The organism is Bradyrhizobium sp. YCK136, from assembly GCF_044570075.1.
Classification (GTDB): Bacteria; Pseudomonadota; Alphaproteobacteria; order Rhizobiales; family Xanthobacteraceae; genus Bradyrhizobium; species Bradyrhizobium diazoefficiens.
The window spans coordinates 2,333,460-2,349,149 of sequence record NZ_CP172424.1; the positions used below are offsets into that span (position 1 = coordinate 2,333,460).

Sequence of the window (15,690 nt, forward strand, 5' to 3'; positions counted from 1 at the left end):
GCGTTGCACGCTGCGCTGCGTCCGGGAGCACGAGACCGCTCAAGGCGCCACCGGCGTTCCCGCCGGCAGCGCAAGTCCCTTCTCGCCCGCAACCTGCCGCAACAGGTCGGGCCTATCCGAGATGATTCCGTCGACGCCGATCTCGATCATGCGCGTCATGTCCTCGGGCTTGTTGACCGTCCAGACCACGACGCGCAGCCCGAGCCCGTGAGCCTCCGAGACGAGGGCCGCAGTCACATCGCCGAAATAGGGCGACCAGATCGCGCCGCCCGCAGCCTTGATGGTTCGCGGCAGCGAGCCGCCGTGATCGGCGGGGCTGAAACCCGCGGTCCAGTTGGTGGCCTTGTCCAGCACCACGGTCTGGCCTGAACCGCGCTGGAGCGTCAGGTACACGGTCGGGATGGTCGGTGCCTGCTGCTGGACGAGCTGCAGGGTCCTCCAGTCGAACGACTGGATCACGACGCGCTCGGAAAACGTCTCGGCCTCGATCAGCCCGAGCAGTTTGGTGACAAAACCTTGCGGGTCGAGGGATTCGTCCGGATGGTTCGGATCGATCTTGGTCTCGATGTTGAAGCGCACGCGATCGTTGCCGGATTTGCGCACCAGCGCGAACAGCTGCCTCAAGGTGGGAATGCGTGTCCCCGGGACGGCGCGCTGCTCGGGGAATTGCCTGGCGTAGGCACTGTCCGGACGGAGCTGGCCGACGTCATAGGTCCCGACCTCTTCGAGCCGCAGTCGTACGAAGGGCGTGCCGGGCGGAGCGACATAGGCGCCGTTCGCATCCCGTGCCAGATCGGGATTGAGCCCGCGTTCATGCGAGATGATGACCGCGCCATCGGCGGTGACGCCGACGTCGAGCTCCAGCGTATCCACGCCCATCGACAGCGCGTTGGCGAAGGCCGGCAGGGTGTTTTCCGGCAGCAGCGCCCGCCCGCCGCGATGCGCCTCGAGATCCAAGGCCATGGCTTCTCCTGCTGTGAGAACCGAGAGCACGGTCAGGATCGTCGCGGCACGTGACGGCATCACAGTTCGCAGCCCAAGTGAAAGGACCAAGGGAAAGGAAAGCATATGAAATCTTCGCTTGTTCGTCCAGTCCCGTGGTCGACAGGCGGTTGACGGAGGCCGTGGAAGGCCGAAACTGGCCCTCCAAAAAAAGGATCGGTCCGGGGACGATTCATATGCGGCTTATCTTCATCGCAACGATGGCGGTTCTCATGGTCGGGCAGGCGGCAGCCAAGGATGTGCTTTCGGGCGCGAGCCTCTATGCGGACGTCGCGCGCTACGAATCCTTCGGCCTGCACCGCTTCGGCTCGCCCGGCGACCGCGCGACGGCGGACTGGATTGCCGGCGAGATGAAGCAGGCCGGGTTCGAGGTCAGCTTCCAGCCCGTCGTGCTCGGCCGGCAATATGTCGTCGAGCAGGCCAGCGCCGAGGCGAGCGGCACGAGCATCGAGGCGACGCCATTCTGGTGGCCGCCGGAAGACAAGGCCAGCTTCCATCTGTCCGCGCTGCTTGCGCGCGAAGGCGACGTTGCCGGCAAGATCCTCTGGCTGGAGCTGCCATTCGATCGCGGCGCCTATCTCGGCCCCGCCCATCGCGCCGCGATCGCGGAAGCGGCGGCGAGGAAGCCGGCGGCCATCCTGCTGACGATCGGCAATCCTGCGGACGATCGTTTCGCCTACAACGTCACGCAGGAGGATGTGCCCTGGCCGGTGCCGGTGATGGTGGTCGGCGCCAGGTCGCGCGCGACATTCGAGCGCGCAATCGCCTCGGGCGAACCCGTCACCTTCGACGTCAAAGGGCATTATGAGCGCGATGTCGCCGGCCGCAACGTGATCGCCGAGACCGGCGCCGGCCGCGGGCCGACCATCGTCGTCTCGACGCCGATGACCGGCTGGTACTCTTGCGTCTGCGAGCGTGGCCCCGGCATCGCCAACTTCCTCGCGCTGGCGCGCACCGTCGCTGCCGAAAAATGGCCGGCGCATCTCGTCTTCATCGCCACCGCAGGCCATGAAATCGGTCACGGCGGCATGGAGCTGTTCCTGAAGCACGGCGCGCCGGCGCCGAAGGACACGCTGGCGTGGATCCATTTCGGTTCGTCGAACGCGTGCTATGGCTTTGCGGAAGGCGCCCGCACCGAGCGGCCGGAGGAAGAGCGCTATCTCGTGCTGAGCAAATCCGCCGTTGCGCTGACGGACGAGGCCTTCGCCGGGGTCGCGGCAAAACGTCTGGTGACGGAGAAGCAGGCGGTCGGCGAGCTGCGCGACGTGCACGCGGCGGGCTATCCCAATTTCCTCGGCATGGCCGGCCGCCATCGCACGTTCCACACGCCGTCGGACGATCTCGGCGCGACCGGCCCCGAGATCCTCGAGCCGGTCGCCCGCGCTTTCGTCGATGCTGCGCGAAAGATCGTCGAACGCGGCGACGCCGCGATAGCGTCAGTTCAGGTAGCGTCAGTTCTGATAGTAGTAGCCGCGCGGCTGGTAGTACTGGCGGGGCTGTGGCTGATAGTAGCCCTGCTGGCCGTAGCCCTGATTGTAATATTGCTGCGGCTGCTGCTGATAGACCTGCGCGTCATAGAGCGGGCGGCTGGCCGGACGCGGCGCCGGATAGCGCGCACCGGTGTCGCTGCCGTCGGCAGGGTAGATGTAATTGTCGTCTTGCGGCATGTAGCGGCGGGCGGGCTGCGCCGGCGGCGTCAGATTCACGGGATCGCCTGATGTGGCGTACTGCTCTTCCGCAGGCTGCGGTGCGCGTGCCACCGCATTGTTGGTGCGGCCGCGCGGATTGCGCGCCAGCGCCACCTGCGCCGAGCCGGTCAGCGTCACCGTGGTGTTGAGCACGCCCTGCTGCTGCACCAGCGCATAGAGCGTCGATGCGTTCTGGCGCGACAGCCGCACGCAGCCATGGGATGCCGGCGTGCCGAGACGGCCGACCGAGTCGGTGCCGTGAATGGCGTGCCCGACCTTGGTGAAAAAGATCGCGTGCGGCATCGGCGCGTCGTCGAATTCCTTGGAGTAGTGGTCCTCTTCCATGCGGAAGGTGCGGAACGCTCCGTTCGGCGTCTCGCGCGAGGGAATGCCCGTCGACACCGGCCAGTGATAGCGCGCGACGCCGTCGACGGCGACGGTCATCTGCTGATTGTCCTTGTCGATGGTGATTTCGACCTTGGCCTGCGCGGTGCCCGCGCTCAAAAGCAGCAGGGAGGTGAAAGTAATGAAAAACGAACGCATCTGAAAACGCATTTGAGTTCTGGCCTCCGGCCTGTTCACGCTAAGCGCCGCGGCTCTCCGTCCCCCGGCGTGCACTATGCCTGCAATCCGGCTTTCGTTCCAGCAGCCGGCCCGGCCATCGTTAACGTGATGTCTGATGTAAGCAAGGCCGCTTTGTGCCGCGCTGGCTCTGGCGGCATTGACATTTTCGCGAGCGGAGATGCGTTCACGACGCCGACAATTCGTCACAAAGGCGCAACCATTTGGCCGCTCCGGGCGTTGATGATGGCCTGCCTCGATAGGCGGTTTTCGCCGCCGTTTACCTCTTGTATCTCCCTCTTGTATCTCCCTCTTGTATCTCCCTCTTGTATCTCCCTGGGACTGAAGATGAACAAAGCTCGCATCGCCGCCGTTCAATTGCCGGCCGGTTTACCTGTCCGCCTGTTTTTCGCGGCCGCCGCCATTCTGCTCGCGCTGTTATCGCTGCCGCAAGCTGGCCATGCCCAGGGCATCGTGCGCGGTGCTCAGGAAGGCGCCCATGAAGGCAACCGCATTGCCGGCCCGGTGGGCGGTGTGGTCGGAGGCGCGGTCGGCGCCGGCGTCGGCGGCGCTGTGGGCGCGGTCGAGGGCGTGCTGGGCATTCCCCACCGTCACTACCGTCACTGCCGCGGGTATTATAACGGCTATCACCGCTTCCATTGCTATCGGTGATTGTCATTCCGGGGCGCGACGAAGTCGCGAGCCCGGAATCCATTCATCCACCAGCTCTGTCGCACAATGGATTCCGGGCTCGTGCTTCGCACGCCCCGGAATGACGACAGGGGTCAATTCTTCAGCCGGTACCCGGTGCGGAAAATCCACCAGATCGCGACCAGGCAGATCACCAGGAACGCCGTCGTCATGCAGATGCTGACGGCCACACTCACATCGGCGATCTCGTAGAAGCTCCAGCGGAAGCCGGAGATCAGATAGACGACCGGGTTGAGCAGCGCCACCGTGCGCCAGGTGGGTGGCAGCATGTCGATGGAATAGAAGCTGCCGCCGAGGAAGGTCAGCGGCGTCACCACCAGCATCGGGATCATCTGCAGCTTCTCGAACCCGTCGGCCCAGATGCCGATGATGAAGCCGAACAGGCTGAACGTCACCGCCGTCAGCACCAGGAAGGCCAGCATCCAGACCGGATGGTGGATATGCAATGGAACGAAGAGCCCGGCGGTGGCCAGGATGATCAGGCCGAGGATGATCGACTTGGTCGCGGCGGCGCCGACATAGCCGAGCACGATCTCGAAATAGGAGATCGGCGCCGACAGGATCTCGTAGATCGTGCCGGTGAATTTCGGGAAGTAGATGCCGAACGAGGCGTTGGCGATGCTCTGCGTCAGCACCGAGAGCATGATCAGGCCCGGCACGATGAAGGTGCCGTAGCTGACGCCCTCGACCTGGCTGATGCGCGAGCCGATCGCGGCGCCGAACACCACGAAATAGAGCGAGGTGGAGACCACCGGCGAGACGATGCTTTGCAGCAGCGTGCGCCAGGTGCGCGCCATTTCGAACAGATAGATGGCGCGGATGGCGCGGTGATTCATGACGTCCTCACGAGGTCGACGAAGATGTCCTCGAGCGACGATTGCGTCGTGTCGAGATCGTTGAAGCGGATGCCGGCGGTGCGGAGGTCGCTCAGCAGGCTGGTGATGCCGGTGCGCTCGCCCTTGGTGTCGTAGTCGTAGACCAGCGTCGCGCCGGAATCGCAGAGGTCGAGCTCGTAATGGCCAAGGCTCTCCGGCAGCGAGGAGATCTTGTTCTGCAAGTGCAGCGTCAGCCGCTTCTTGCCGAGCTTCTGCATCAAGGTCGCCTTGTCCTCGACCAGCACGATTTCGCCCTTGTTGATGACGCCGATGCGATCGGCCATCTCCTCGGCTTCCTCGATGTAGTGCGTGGTGAGGATGATGGTGACGCCGGACTGCTGGAGCGTGCGCACCACCTCCCACATGCCCTTGCGCAGCTCGACGTCGACGCCGGCGGTGGGCTCGTCCAGGAACAGGATCTGCGGCTCGTGCGACAGTGCCTTGGCGATCATCACGCGGCGCTTCATGCCGCCGGAGAGCGTGATGATCTTGCTGTCCTTCTTGTCCCACAGCGAGAGGTCCTTGAGCACCTTCTCGATATGGGCTGGGTTCTTCGGCTTGCCGAACAGGCCGCGGGAGAAGCTCACGGTCGCCCAGACGCTCTCGAAGGCGTCGGTATGGAGTTCCTGCGGCACCAGGCCGATCAGCGAGCGCGCCTTGCGGTAGGAGGTCTGGATGTCCTCGCCGCCGACGAGAACGCGGCCCTCGCTCGGATTGGCGATGCCGCAGATGATCGAGATCAGCGTGGTCTTGCCGGCGCCGTTCGGCCCGAGCAGGGCGAAGATCTCGCCGCGCTCGATATCCAGATTGACGTTCTTGAGCGCCTTGAAGCCGGACCCATAGGTCTTCGACAAATTGGCGACGGAAATGATGGAAGACATGATGGCCGCAAGTCTGAGGGGGAAAGGCTGTGGAATGGAGCTGGAACCCGCCCAGGCGGGCCGGTCAGCGGTGCCCTGAGATAGGAATGCCATTGCCCGGTCGCAATTGACCGGAGAAAAATGGTCTCAAAACAGGCCCTTCGGTGGCAGGTTTCGGGCAAGTGTTGCGCGATGGTCACGGCTTGCTGCTAAGATTGTCGCTCACGCGGCTCTTTGTTGCGTCTGCGAGCAGGCCGTGGCTACGATTCCGGCCAATCGCAAAGCGTATTGTCCCCAGGGAAACCATCGATGAGACCGAACGGCCGTCACACCGCCGGCGCCAGCCAATTGCCCGCCATCCGTGTGTGGGCGATGTGCCTGCTCCTGCTGTCAGCTGTCGCCATGAGCCCGACCACCGCAAGGGCGGCGCCGAGCCAGGCCGCGGCCGCGACCACGCATGTCTACCTGCTCCGTGGCGTGCTCAACATCTTCTCGCTCGGGCTCGACACCATCGGCGCCCGGCTCGAGGCGCAGGGCATCCCGGTGACGGTCGCGAACTTCGTCTCCTGGTCCTCACTCGCCAATGAAGCTGCGACCGCCTACAGGGCCGGCCGCATCAAGACAATCATCCTGGTCGGCCATTCCTCGGGCGCGACCGCGCTGCCGGACATGATCGCCAAGCTCAACCAGCTCGGCGTGCCCGTGAAGCTCGCGATTGGCCTCGATTCCGTGTTCAAGACCAGGCTCTCGACCGGCGCCGAACGCTACATCAACATCTATATCGGCGATGGTCCCGGCGAGCCGGTGCGGCCGGCGGCCGGCCTGCGCGGCAAGCTCGACAATGTCGACGTGCGCGGCACCGGCGTCGGCCACATTTCGATCGACAAGAACGAGGCGATCCAGCGCCGCGTGATCGCCGAGATCGACGCCGCGATCATGCGCTCGCGCGCGCCCGCGGCACCGGTTGCGGCCGAACCCGGCGCCCCCCGGCAGGCGCGCTCGGCAGCGGCGGCGGCGCCGCGGAACTGAGGAGCTTTGCGCGGCGAGCCATGTTGTTCGACCGCGCAGCTATCTCTCTGCATTGACCGGCAAGCTCAGAGATCGCGAAGAGCGGAAGTGAGCGGACGCGCGTCATGGCGCGCTCACATCGTCACACCAAGAACGCGCGAATGCTCTCCGCGATTTCCCTCGCGTGCGTTTCCAGTGCGAAATGTCCGGTGTCGAAGAACTGAACCACTGCGTTGGGATTGTCGCGCTTGAACGCCTCGGCGCCGGGCGGGATGAAGAACGGATCGTTCTTGCCCCAGACGGCCAGGAACGGTGGTTTGTAGGTGCGGAAATAGTCCTGGAATGACGGATAGAGCGCGACGTTGCTCCTGTAGTCGCCGAACAGGTCGAGTTGCACGTCGTCCGAGCCGGGGCGAGCCAGGTAGAAATTGTCGAGGTTCTGCCCGTCCGGCGACACCAGGGACGGATCGGGGACACCGTGCGTGTACTGCCAACGCGTCGCGTCCGGCCTGAGCAAGCCGCGCAGCGCCTCACGGTTGGCGGGCGAAGGATCTTGCCAATAGGCCTTTATCGGAGTCCAGCCGTCGCTGAGACCGTCCTCATAGGCATTGCCGTTCTGCGAGATGATCGCCGTGATCCGTTCGGGGTGATTCAGCGCGAGCCGGAAGCCGGTCGGCGCGCCATAGTCGAAGACGTAGACCGCGAAACGATCGAAGCCGATCACCTCGGTGAAGCGTTCGATCACCTTAGCGATGTTGTCGAACGTGTAGCGGAAGGTTTCGCGCGAGGGCATGTCGGATTGGCCGAAGCCGGGCAGGTCCGGTGCCACGATGTGGAACCTGTCCGCGAGCAGCGGGATCAGATCGCGGAACATGTGGCCGGCGCTCGGGAAGCCGTGCAGCAGCAGGAGCTTTGGCGCGCGAGCAGTGCCGGCCTCCCGATAGAACACCTTGAAGCCATCAACGTCTGCGGTGCGATAGGTGGTCGGGGCCATCACCAGTCTCCGTTCGTCCAAGTAACCTGTTTAATGTCATTAATAAGGTTACGTCGTTGGCGAGTAACTTGTCAATTGGTATTTATCAGGTTACTTCTGCCCTGCCTCTTCAGACCGGCCAAGGACCGCTCATGGACCGCCCACCCGCCATGTTCATCGCCGACTCGCTTGGCCTCGATTTCCTGAATTCGGTGGCGACGCCGGTCGATACGCCCGTCGATTGGATCGACGATGGCGATGGCCTGATCGACTGGCTGGAGCAGGCGAAGCTGGTGCCGGCGGATGAACTGCACGCACTGAAGGCGCGCGCGGCGCCGGGTGAGCTGGATGAGGTCGCGGATCAGGCGCGTGCCCTGCGCGAATGGTTTCGTGGTTTCGTTCTGGAGCATGCCGGTCGGCCGCTCACCGCGGATGCATTGCGCGAACTCGGTCCGTTGAACGGCCTGCTGGAGCGCGAGGAGTCATTCCGCCAGATCGAGCCGGGACACGGTGATGTTGGCGGCGTTCTGAAGCTGCAAACGAAGCGGCGCTGGCGCTCGGCCGAATCCCTGCTGCTGCCGGTCGGCGAGGCCTTGGCCACGTTCGTCTGCGACGAGGACTTTTCCGACGTGAAGGCGTGCGAGGGCCACAACTGCACGATGCTGTTCGCCGACCACACCCGCAGGCGCGCGCGGCGATGGTGCATCATGGCGGTCTGCGGCAACCGCGCCAAGCAGGCCGCACACCGCAATCGGCTCAAGAGCAGGCAGTGACGAGGGCAGGCAGGTGGTCGCTTCGTGCTGCCGTGTTGGGCGCGTCCGGCAGATCATGGGATCCTGATGGAGGGACCGCGTGTCGCGACCGCGTTCCGTGCCCCAAATTCCACCCAATCGGTGGTCACTAAGCAACCGGGGGACGGCGTTTGCCTTCCGTGGTGGGACTGCTGGACTGATGCTTGATCTAAGGCGAATCCTCGTGCTGGCAGCGGTTGCGCTGCTCGCCTTGAGCATCGGTGCGGCCGTTGCCTCACCCGCCAAGTCAAAGCCTGCCGCGGCCGCGCCCGTTGCGCCGCCGCCTCCGCCGGCCGAGCCGCTGCCGCCGCCGAAGATCTACCTGTTCCGCGGCGCCATGGGGCCGATCTTCTCGACCGGCATGGACCGGCTTGGCGAGAAGCTGACGAAGGCCGGCTTCTCCGCCGACGTCTACGAATTCACCATCTGCCGATGGATCGGCGATCGTGCCATCTCCAGCTACAAGGAAACGCCGGCGCCGATCGTGCTGATCGGTCACTCCATGGGCGGGCTGTGCTCGGTCGTCATCTCCGAGATGGCGGCCAAGGAGAACATCCCGATCAGCCTCGTCATCGCCATCGATCCCGCGCATGCGACCGGCGACGTGCCGCTCAATGTCGAGCGCTTCATCAACATCTTCCTGTCCGACAGCGTGCTCGGCGGCGGCGATGTCGTGGCCGTGCCCGGCTATCGCGGCCATTACGCGAGCTACGATCTCAAGGAGAACAGCCGCGTCTCGCACATCAACATCGAGAAGTCCGACGACATCCATCGCCAGATCGTCGAGATGGTGACGCAGTTGCCGCGCATTCCCGCGCAGGCCCAGGGCGATGCCGTGCCGCTGCGCTATCTCGTGCCTGCGAATACGCTGGTGGAATTGTGGGACTCCGGCGTGCGGGTGCCGGTACGCCGAGGCGACACCATGGAGAGCATCGCCGCAGCCAATCGCGTGCCGCTGTGGTCGATCGCGCAGAGCAACTCGCTTGCAGAGAACGCGACCCTCACGCCCGGCCAGTCCATCGTCGTCCCGCGCCATCTGACGCCGCCCGAGCCGACGGCAGCGCTGACGACGCCGCCGCCTCCGGCGCGGCGGTAAGCGGTTAGCAGCGGAGATCGCCGGGACGGACGTGGCCTGACGCCGAGCGCCATTCCGTGTGTTGCCTTGTCATTCACGCAACCGCTGCCGCGGCAGCCATCTTGGTGCTGGTGTCGCCAAGGACGAGCGAGCCATGGCGGAAGCTTGGCTCGCCGGTCGATAGGGCGCGGCGAGAAGCATCAGAAACAATGCCCTTTCCGCCGCATATTTCGCCGCAGGCCGGCCATTTTCGGACCCGTGCATGACGAGGTGACCTTCGGTCGTGCAGACACGCCAGCGCCATGTCCTTCGGCCATATCTTCTCAAGAACATTTCGAAGGTGGGGAGGTTATCGGGCATTTCAATTCGCCGTGTCAGCTTGTGTCATGAGCAGGGCTGCCTTCCCGATCGTCCTCTTTGGAGCTCGAAGCGTGAGAGGAAACGCAGAGGCTGCAAGCTTTTCGATCGCGGAACGCTCCTCGGACAGGCGCCTTTCAATGAACCGCCGCTCGACCTCCGTCAGTTCGGTCTTGAGCAATCGTTGGTAACGGCCGATGTTGTTGCGGTGTGCGCGCAACAAGGCCAGCTCTTCATCAATCATCATCGCAATCCCCCTTGAGCGGTCGTTGCCTAGGCTGCGAGACCGGTTCGCAAGATGGACCGCGTGCGGACCGGCTTGCCGCCCGGAGGACCCTTTGGATGGTGGTCCAGCATCGCGAGCGCTTCCAGAATCTCGTCGATGGTGACGGGCTTGTCCGAGCCCGGCAGTTCTCTCAGCGCCGGGTTTGAGGCAACGCTGGCGGCGTCTGAAGCCCAGGACGCGAGGATCGCTCGCTTCTCGCCGATCGACAGAGCGGGATCCTCGACGACGTCGCGGGGATGAGCATAGACAGAGCCGGGGTGCAGTATTGCGTTCAGGTCGATGATGTTGTCAGCACGATCGATCATGAGAGGCCCTCCTTCTCCTTTCGCTAAAACCTCTGTTTGCATTGGGGTACGCGGCCGAAGGCCGCGGTCGATCCCGCCCGACGATCAGGCGGGATCACCAGGCCCTCGACAAACGAAAATCAGGCGGCTTTGCCCTCGATCTGATGCACGGTGCCGGACGGCGCGCCATTGATGGCAATTCGCCGCGGCTTCATGGCTTCAGGAATCTCCCGGATCAGTTCGATCTTGAGCAGACCGTTCTCGAACGCGGCGCTCTGCACCTGAACATAGTCGGCCAGGTTGAACTGCCGCTTGAAGGGCCGCGCGGAAATGCCTCGGTAGAGATACTCGCGTTCGGCCTTGTCCGCCTTGTTTCCCTCGACGATCACCGCATTCTGCTCGGCAGTCACGGAGACCTCGTCGGGCGAAAAGCCCGCGATCGCGAGCGAAATCTGGTAGCGATCCTCGCTGACGCGTTCGATGTTGTAGGGGGGATAATTATCCTCGCCGGCACGCTGTGCCGTTTCAACGAGGTCGAAAAGGCGGTCGAAGCCAATGGTCGAACGCCACAGGGGAGAGAAGTCGTAAGTGCGCATAGCCAAATCCTCCAAGGAGCAAAATGGATACGAGCGGCACCGGACACGACCGGTGCCCGTCTCAGTCGTTCCCGACCCATGAGGCGTCGGGGACGCCACCTCTCGGCGGCACCGAAAAAATAAAAAAACACAGTTTTGGTTTCAAGAGGGAGGCCAAAAATTTTGGACCCTCCCGCGCCTCGCGGAGGGAGGGGGTCGTGCCTGCGACCAAGGTCAGGCGCCGGGCGCCGCCGGCAACGCCGTCGGAGCCCACCATGGTCGCCGCGCCGGCGTTGCTGAACCCACTACACGTTCGAACCGTGGATCGCGTCGATGACGGCGTCGGTCACCTCCTTCGTCGTCGCCTTGCCGCCGACATCGGGCGTCAGCACACCGGCCGCGCAGACGCGCTCGACGGCCGTCATCAGCCGCATTGCTGCGTCCTTCTCGCCGAGATGCTCGAGCATCTGCGCGCCGGTCCAGAAGGTCGCGACGGGGTTGGCGATGCCCTTGCCGGTGATATCGAAGGCCGAGCCGTGGATCGGCTCGAACATCGAGGGGAAGCGGCGCTGCGGATCGATGTTGCCGGTCGGCGCGACACCGAGGCTTCCCGCCAGCGCGCCGGCAAGGTCGGAGAGGATGTCGGCGTGCAGGTTGGTCGCCACGATGGTGTCGAGGCTCTTCGGATGCAGCGTCATGCGCACCGTCATGGCGTCGACCAGCATCTTGTCCCAGGTCACATCGGGGAATTCGCCGGCGACCTCGGCCGCGATCTCGTCCCACATCACCATGCCATGGCGCTGCGCGTTCGACTTGGTCACGACGGTCAGGAACTTGCGCGGACGCGACTGCGCGAGCTGGAATGCGTAGCGCATGATCCGCGTCACGCCGACGCGGGTGAAGACGGCGACTTCGGTGCCGACCTCTTCCGGCAAACCTCTGTGCGCGCGGCCGCCCATGCCGGCATATTCGCCTTCGGAGTTCTCGCGCACGATCACCCAGTCGAGATCGCCGACGCCGACATTGCGCAGCGGCGAGGCGACGCCCGGCAGGATTTTTGTCGGCCGCACATTGGCGTATTGGTCAAAGCCCTGACAGATCGGCAGGCGCAGGCCCCACAGCGTGATGTGATCGGGCACGTCGGGGGCGCCGACCGCGCCGAAATAGATCGCGTCGAACTTCTTCAGCTCCGCGAGGCCGTCGGCCGGCATCATCGCGCCGTGCTTCTTGTAGTAGTCCGAGCCCCAGTCGAAGGTCTTGACGTTGAAGGCGAGGTCGCCGCTGCGCCTGGCCAGCGCCTCCAGCACGCGGACGCCGGCCGAGATGACCTCGGGGCCGATGCCGTCGGCGGGGATGGCTGCGATCGAATGGGTGCGCATGAAAATGCTCCGTTTGGGATGTCAGCGGGATTGCGGGACGGGTTCGACGAGCGCGGTTTGCGCGCGCGACAATAGCAGGGTGAGGACCGCGGAGAGAACGAGCAGGCCGGCGACGAAGTAGAGCCCGCCGACGAAGCTGCCTGTCTGGTCCTTGATCCAGCCGATCATGGCGGGCCCGACGAAGCCGCCGAGATTGCCGATCGAGTTGATGGTGGCGATGCCGGCTGCGGCCGCGGGACCGGACAGGAACAGCGTCGGCATGCTCCACAGCGGCGGCTTTGCCGAGGAGATGCCGATGTTGACGAGCGCGAGCGCAACCAGCACGGCGACGACGCCGGCCGCAAGCCCGGCATAGGCGAGCCCGGCGGCCGCAATCAGGCAAGCCCACACCACGTGCCAGGTCCGCTCTCCGGTGCGGTCCGAATGCCGCGCCCACAGGATCATGGCGACGACCGCGGCGGTCGCCGGCAATGCATTGAGGAAGCCGACCTGGAGCGAGGACAGCCCGAACTGCTTGATGATCTGCGGCGCCCAGACGCCGAGCGTGTAGAGGCCGGCCGAGGTGCCGAAATAGATCAGCGCCAGCGCCAGCACGCGCGGATCGGCAAGCCCGCGCCAGATGCTGTGGCTCGCGGTTGCGGCCTTGCTGGTGGTCTCCGCGTTCATGGTCTCGACCAGCCAGCGGCGCTCGTCATCAGTGAGCCATTTCGCCTTCTCGGGGCGGTCGGTCAGGAAGCCGAGCACGACGAAGCCGAGCAGCACGGCCGGCAGCGCCTCCAGCACGAACAGCCATTGCCAGCCCTTGAAGCCGAGCAGGCCGTCCATCTTCCAGCAGCGCACCTGATATCGGCGAGCCCAGCACGGTGGAGAGCGGCGCTGCCGCCATGAACAGCGCGGTCACCGCGGCGCGCTGGCGCGCCGGGAACCAGTAGGAGAGGTAGAGGATGATGATGCCGGGAAAGAAGCCGGCTTCGGCGACGCCGAGCAGGAAGCGCAGGATGTAGAAGCCGGTCGGCCCCTGCACGAACGCCATCGCCGCCGACACGATGCCCCAGGTGATCATCACCCGCGCGATCCAGATCCGCGCACCGATCTTGTGCAGGATGATGTTGGAGGGCACCTCGAACAGGAAATAACCCCAGAAGAAGATGCCGGCGCCGAAGCCGTAGACCGCGGGCGACAGGCCGATGTCCTTGTTCATCGTCAGCGAGGCGAAGCCGATATTGACGCGGTCGATGAAGGCCACGAAGTAGAGCAGCATGATGAAGGGAACGATGCGCCAGGTGATCTTGCGCAGCACGCGCGTCTGAATCTCGCTCGCCACCCTGGCCTCCTCAAGTTCCGGCTTGTTGTTGTGTCGGCGGACCCGGAGGTCCATGCCGGCAACGAGCGTAGTCGGGAGGAGAAGGGGGACTCAATTGGCGCTGGTTTATACAAAAAAATGATATAATCCTCGCGAGGAGAGGCGAGAGGACCCTGGATGGAATTGCATCAGCTTCGATGCTTCGTGGCGGCGGCCGAGCAGTTGCATTTCGGCCATGCGGCGCAGCAGCTCCAGATGCTGCCGTCTGCGCTCGGGCGCCAGATCAGGCTGCTGGAAGAGGACCTGGGCACGCGGCTGTTCGCGCGGACGACGCGCGCGGTCTCGCTCACCGAGGACGGCGCGACGCTTTTGCGTGATGCCCGCGCCATCCTCGCCAAGGTCGAGGCGGTCGAGAATAATCTGCGCAACCGTTCGCGTGCCGGGGCCGCCCGGCGGCTGCGGGTCGGCGCCATCGACAGCGCGGCGGCGGGATTGCTGCCGCCGCTGCTGCGCGATTTTCGCGACAAGCATCCCGACATCGCGGTGCAGCTTCTGGAGGACAAGACGGTCCGGCTGCTGCCGAAGATTTTGACCGGCGCGCTCGATCTCGCTTTCGTCCGCCCGCCCGACAGCGCGGACAAGCGGCTCGAATTCCGCGACCTGCTCCAGGAGACCGCCATCGTGGCGTTCCCGCAGCGCCACGCGCTCGCGGAGCGCAAGTCGATCACGCTGGCGCAGATCGCCGACGAGGCCATGCTGGTGCCGGACCGCCGCTCGCGGCCGCACAGCCATGACCTCACGATCAAGCTGTTCGAGCAGGCCGGCCTGACGCCGCGTATCGTGCAGGTCGCCGACGAGAAGCAAACCATCATCCATCTGGTGGCAACGAAGCTCGGGGTCGCGATCGTGCCGCGCTGGACCACGCGCATGGCGGTATCGGGCGTGCGCTTCGTGCCGCTCCGGCCGAAGCAGAGCGGCCCGGTCGGCCGGCTGCCGCTCGCCGCCGCCTGGCTGCGCGGCTCGCGCGATCCGGCCCGCGATGCCATGCTGGCGGTGCTCGAGGCCCGCCTGCGCAGCTATGCGCGCGAGGCCTGAGGGGCTATGACATTGGCTTGGATAGAAGGTGGAAGGTGATGACGGATCAGAAAGCTTCGAGCGAATTGCGGGTGGCCATCGCAGGCTTGGGCTCGATCGGCACCAAGATCGCGGCCGCGCTCGATCAGGGCATCGAGGGGCTGACACTGTCCGCCGTCGCCGTGCGCGATCCCGCCAAGCATCAGGCATTTCTCAACGGCCTGCGTCGCCCGCCGCAGGTTCTGCCGATCGACCAGCTCGGCGAGGCCGCCGACATCGTGGTCGAGTGCGCACCGAGCAGCCAGCTGCGCGCGATCGTCGAGCCGGCAGTGAAGCGCGGCAAGGCCGCGGTCGTCGTCAGCGTCGGCGGGCTGCTCGACAATTTCGATCTCGTCGATCTCGCCCGGGCCAATGGCGGCCGCATCATCGTGCCGACCGGCGCGCTGATCGGACTCGATGCCGTCAACGCCGCTGCGATCGGCACCATTCATTCGGTGAAGATGGTGACGCGCAAGCCGATCGACGGGCTGAAGGGTGCGCCCTTCATCGTTCACAACAACATCGACATCGACAAGCTGCGGGAGCCGCTCAAGCTGTTCGAGGGCACGGCGCGCGAGGCCGCGAAAGGCTTCCCGGCCAATCTCAACGTCGCGGTCGCGCTGTCGCTCGCGGGTGTCGGGCCTGATCGCACCTCCGTGCAGATCTGGGCCGATCCGACCGTCACGCGCAACGTTCACCGCATCGAGGTCGAGGCGGATTCGGCGCGCTTCTCGATGTCGATCGAGAACATCCCGTCCGAAAATCCCAAGACCGGGATCATCACCGCGCTGTCGGTAATCGCGCTGCTGCGCAAGCAGCGCGCCACACTGTGCGTCGGGACGTAAACCT

At 64.9% G+C, this 15,690-nt stretch carries 15 protein-coding genes and 1 pseudogene; 6 read left to right on the forward strand and 10 right to left on the reverse strand.

Annotation, left to right across the window (positions count from 1 at the left end):
* Positions 1–39: 39 nt before the first annotated feature.
* Complete coding sequence (locus tag ACFLEY_RS10940) at positions 40–1,023, reverse strand: glycerophosphodiester phosphodiesterase (protein ID WP_060908599.1); 984 nt, start codon at positions 1,021–1,023, stop codon at positions 40–42.
* Positions 1,024–2,453: 1,430 nt separating this feature from the next.
* Positions 2,454–3,245, reverse strand: coding sequence for a L,D-transpeptidase (locus ACFLEY_RS10945; protein WP_171901122.1), 792 nt, complete (start codon positions 3,243–3,245; stop codon positions 2,454–2,456).
* Between the two features lie 354 nt (positions 3,246–3,599).
* On the opposite strand from ACFLEY_RS10945, the gene ACFLEY_RS10950 reads away from it, so the two are divergent.
* Positions 3,600–3,923 (forward strand): hypothetical protein, encoded by a 324-nt coding sequence (locus ACFLEY_RS10950; RefSeq protein WP_060908598.1) that lies wholly within the window; start codon positions 3,600–3,602, stop codon positions 3,921–3,923.
* A gap of 113 nt (positions 3,924–4,036) precedes the next feature.
* On the opposite strand, the gene ACFLEY_RS10955 is transcribed toward ACFLEY_RS10950, so the two are convergent.
* Together ACFLEY_RS10955 and ACFLEY_RS10960 are read right to left on the reverse strand one after the other, a co-directional pair.
* On the reverse strand, positions 4,037–4,798 hold the full coding sequence (locus ACFLEY_RS10955) for an ABC transporter permease (RefSeq protein WP_011089319.1): 762 nt from the start codon (positions 4,796–4,798) through the stop codon (positions 4,037–4,039).
* Positions 4,795–5,718, reverse strand: coding sequence for an ABC transporter ATP-binding protein (locus tag ACFLEY_RS10960; protein ID WP_060908597.1), 924 nt, complete (start codon positions 5,716–5,718; stop codon positions 4,795–4,797). Before ACFLEY_RS10960 ends, ACFLEY_RS10955 begins: the two co-directional genes overlap by 4 nt.
* Before the next feature lie 288 nt (positions 5,719–6,006).
* On the opposite strand from ACFLEY_RS10960, the gene ACFLEY_RS10965 reads away from it, so the two are divergent.
* Complete coding sequence (locus ACFLEY_RS10965; RefSeq protein ID WP_211433518.1) at positions 6,007–6,726, forward strand: hypothetical protein; 720 nt, start codon at positions 6,007–6,009, stop codon at positions 6,724–6,726.
* 121 nt (positions 6,727–6,847) lie between these two features.
* Here the strand turns inward: ACFLEY_RS10965 and ACFLEY_RS10970 are convergent, their stop codons facing one another.
* Positions 6,848–7,699 carry an alpha/beta fold hydrolase gene (locus tag ACFLEY_RS10970; protein ID WP_060908596.1) on the reverse strand — a complete coding sequence of 284 codons (852 nt, stop codon included), beginning with the start codon at positions 7,697–7,699 and terminating at the stop codon, positions 6,848–6,850.
* Between the two features lie 131 nt (positions 7,700–7,830).
* Between ACFLEY_RS10970 and ACFLEY_RS10975 the strand changes: the two genes are divergently transcribed.
* Together ACFLEY_RS10975 and ACFLEY_RS10980 are read left to right on the forward strand one after the other, a co-directional pair.
* The gene (locus ACFLEY_RS10975; protein ID WP_161533709.1) at positions 7,831–8,451 is read left to right on the forward strand and encodes an ABATE domain-containing protein; all 621 of its coding nucleotides are present in this window, start codon (positions 7,831–7,833) and stop codon (positions 8,449–8,451) included.
* A gap of 178 nt (positions 8,452–8,629) precedes the next feature.
* A complete protein-coding gene (locus ACFLEY_RS10980) occupies positions 8,630–9,565 on the forward strand; it encodes a LysM peptidoglycan-binding domain-containing protein (RefSeq protein ID WP_060908595.1) in 936 nt (311 codons plus the stop codon).
* 340 nt (positions 9,566–9,905) lie between these two features.
* Here ACFLEY_RS10980 and ACFLEY_RS10985 read toward each other — a convergent pair whose 3' ends face one another.
* From ACFLEY_RS10985 to ACFLEY_RS11005, 5 genes and pseudogenes are all read right to left on the reverse strand, one after another.
* Positions 9,906–10,148: a hypothetical protein gene (locus ACFLEY_RS10985; protein WP_060908594.1), complete on the reverse strand. Its 243-nt coding sequence runs from the start codon at positions 10,146–10,148 to the stop codon at positions 9,906–9,908.
* Between the two features lie 26 nt (positions 10,149–10,174).
* The gene (locus tag ACFLEY_RS10990; protein ID WP_060908593.1) at positions 10,175–10,492 is read right to left on the reverse strand and encodes a hypothetical protein; all 318 of its coding nucleotides are present in this window, start codon (positions 10,490–10,492) and stop codon (positions 10,175–10,177) included.
* A 119-nt stretch (positions 10,493–10,611) separates the two neighbouring features.
* A complete protein-coding gene (locus ACFLEY_RS10995) occupies positions 10,612–11,067 on the reverse strand; it encodes an Hsp20 family protein (protein WP_060908592.1) in 456 nt (151 codons plus the stop codon).
* A gap of 284 nt (positions 11,068–11,351) precedes the next feature.
* A complete protein-coding gene (locus ACFLEY_RS11000; RefSeq protein WP_060908591.1) occupies positions 11,352–12,425 on the reverse strand; it encodes a tartrate dehydrogenase in 1,074 nt (357 codons plus the stop codon).
* A gap of 21 nt (positions 12,426–12,446) precedes the next feature.
* Positions 12,447–13,749 (reverse strand): annotated as a pseudogene (locus tag ACFLEY_RS11005) (MFS transporter).
* A gap of 156 nt (positions 13,750–13,905) precedes the next feature.
* Between ACFLEY_RS11005 and ACFLEY_RS11010 the strand changes: the two are divergent.
* Both ACFLEY_RS11010 and ACFLEY_RS11015 read left to right on the forward strand, forming a co-directional pair.
* Positions 13,906–14,823, forward strand: a complete 918-nt coding sequence (locus tag ACFLEY_RS11010) for a LysR family transcriptional regulator (protein WP_028176218.1) — start codon at positions 13,906–13,908, stop codon at positions 14,821–14,823.
* A gap of 38 nt (positions 14,824–14,861) precedes the next feature.
* Positions 14,862–15,686: an aspartate dehydrogenase gene (locus tag ACFLEY_RS11015; RefSeq protein WP_060908590.1), complete on the forward strand. Its 825-nt coding sequence runs from the start codon at positions 14,862–14,864 to the stop codon at positions 15,684–15,686.
* The last annotated feature ends 4 nt before the right edge of the window (positions 15,687–15,690 follow it).

Excerpts from the sequence above, each read along its gene's own strand:
- ACFLEY_RS10940 (WP_060908599.1), bottom strand. The coding sequence starts at position 1,023 with ATGCCGTCACGTGCCGCGACGATCCTGACCGTGCTCTCGGTTCTCACA.
- ACFLEY_RS10945 (WP_171901122.1), bottom strand. The coding sequence starts at position 3,245 with ATGCGTTTTCAGATGCGTTCGTTTTTCATTACTTTCACCTCCCTGCTG.
- ACFLEY_RS10950 (WP_060908598.1), top strand. The coding sequence starts at position 3,600 with ATGAACAAAGCTCGCATCGCCGCCGTTCAATTGCCGGCCGGTTTACCT.
- ACFLEY_RS10955 (WP_011089319.1), bottom strand. The coding sequence starts at position 4,798 with ATGAATCACCGCGCCATCCGCGCCATCTATCTGTTCGAAATGGCGCGC.
- ACFLEY_RS10960 (WP_060908597.1), bottom strand. The coding sequence starts at position 5,718 with ATGTCTTCCATCATTTCCGTCGCCAATTTGTCGAAGACCTATGGGTCC.
- ACFLEY_RS10965 (WP_211433518.1), top strand. The coding sequence starts at position 6,007 with ATGAGACCGAACGGCCGTCACACCGCCGGCGCCAGCCAATTGCCCGCC.
- ACFLEY_RS10970 (WP_060908596.1), bottom strand. The coding sequence starts at position 7,699 with ATGGCCCCGACCACCTATCGCACCGCAGACGTTGATGGCTTCAAGGTG.
- ACFLEY_RS10975 (WP_161533709.1), top strand. The coding sequence starts at position 7,831 with ATGGACCGCCCACCCGCCATGTTCATCGCCGACTCGCTTGGCCTCGAT.
- ACFLEY_RS10980 (WP_060908595.1), top strand. The coding sequence starts at position 8,630 with ATGCTTGATCTAAGGCGAATCCTCGTGCTGGCAGCGGTTGCGCTGCTC.
- ACFLEY_RS10985 (WP_060908594.1), bottom strand. The coding sequence starts at position 10,148 with ATGATGATTGATGAAGAGCTGGCCTTGTTGCGCGCACACCGCAACAAC.
- ACFLEY_RS10990 (WP_060908593.1), bottom strand. The coding sequence starts at position 10,492 with ATGATCGATCGTGCTGACAACATCATCGACCTGAACGCAATACTGCAC.
- ACFLEY_RS10995 (WP_060908592.1), bottom strand. The coding sequence starts at position 11,067 with ATGCGCACTTACGACTTCTCTCCCCTGTGGCGTTCGACCATTGGCTTC.
- ACFLEY_RS11000 (WP_060908591.1), bottom strand. The coding sequence starts at position 12,425 with ATGCGCACCCATTCGATCGCAGCCATCCCCGCCGACGGCATCGGCCCC.
- ACFLEY_RS11010 (WP_028176218.1), top strand. The coding sequence starts at position 13,906 with ATGGAATTGCATCAGCTTCGATGCTTCGTGGCGGCGGCCGAGCAGTTG.
- ACFLEY_RS11015 (WP_060908590.1), top strand. The coding sequence starts at position 14,862 with ATGACGGATCAGAAAGCTTCGAGCGAATTGCGGGTGGCCATCGCAGGC.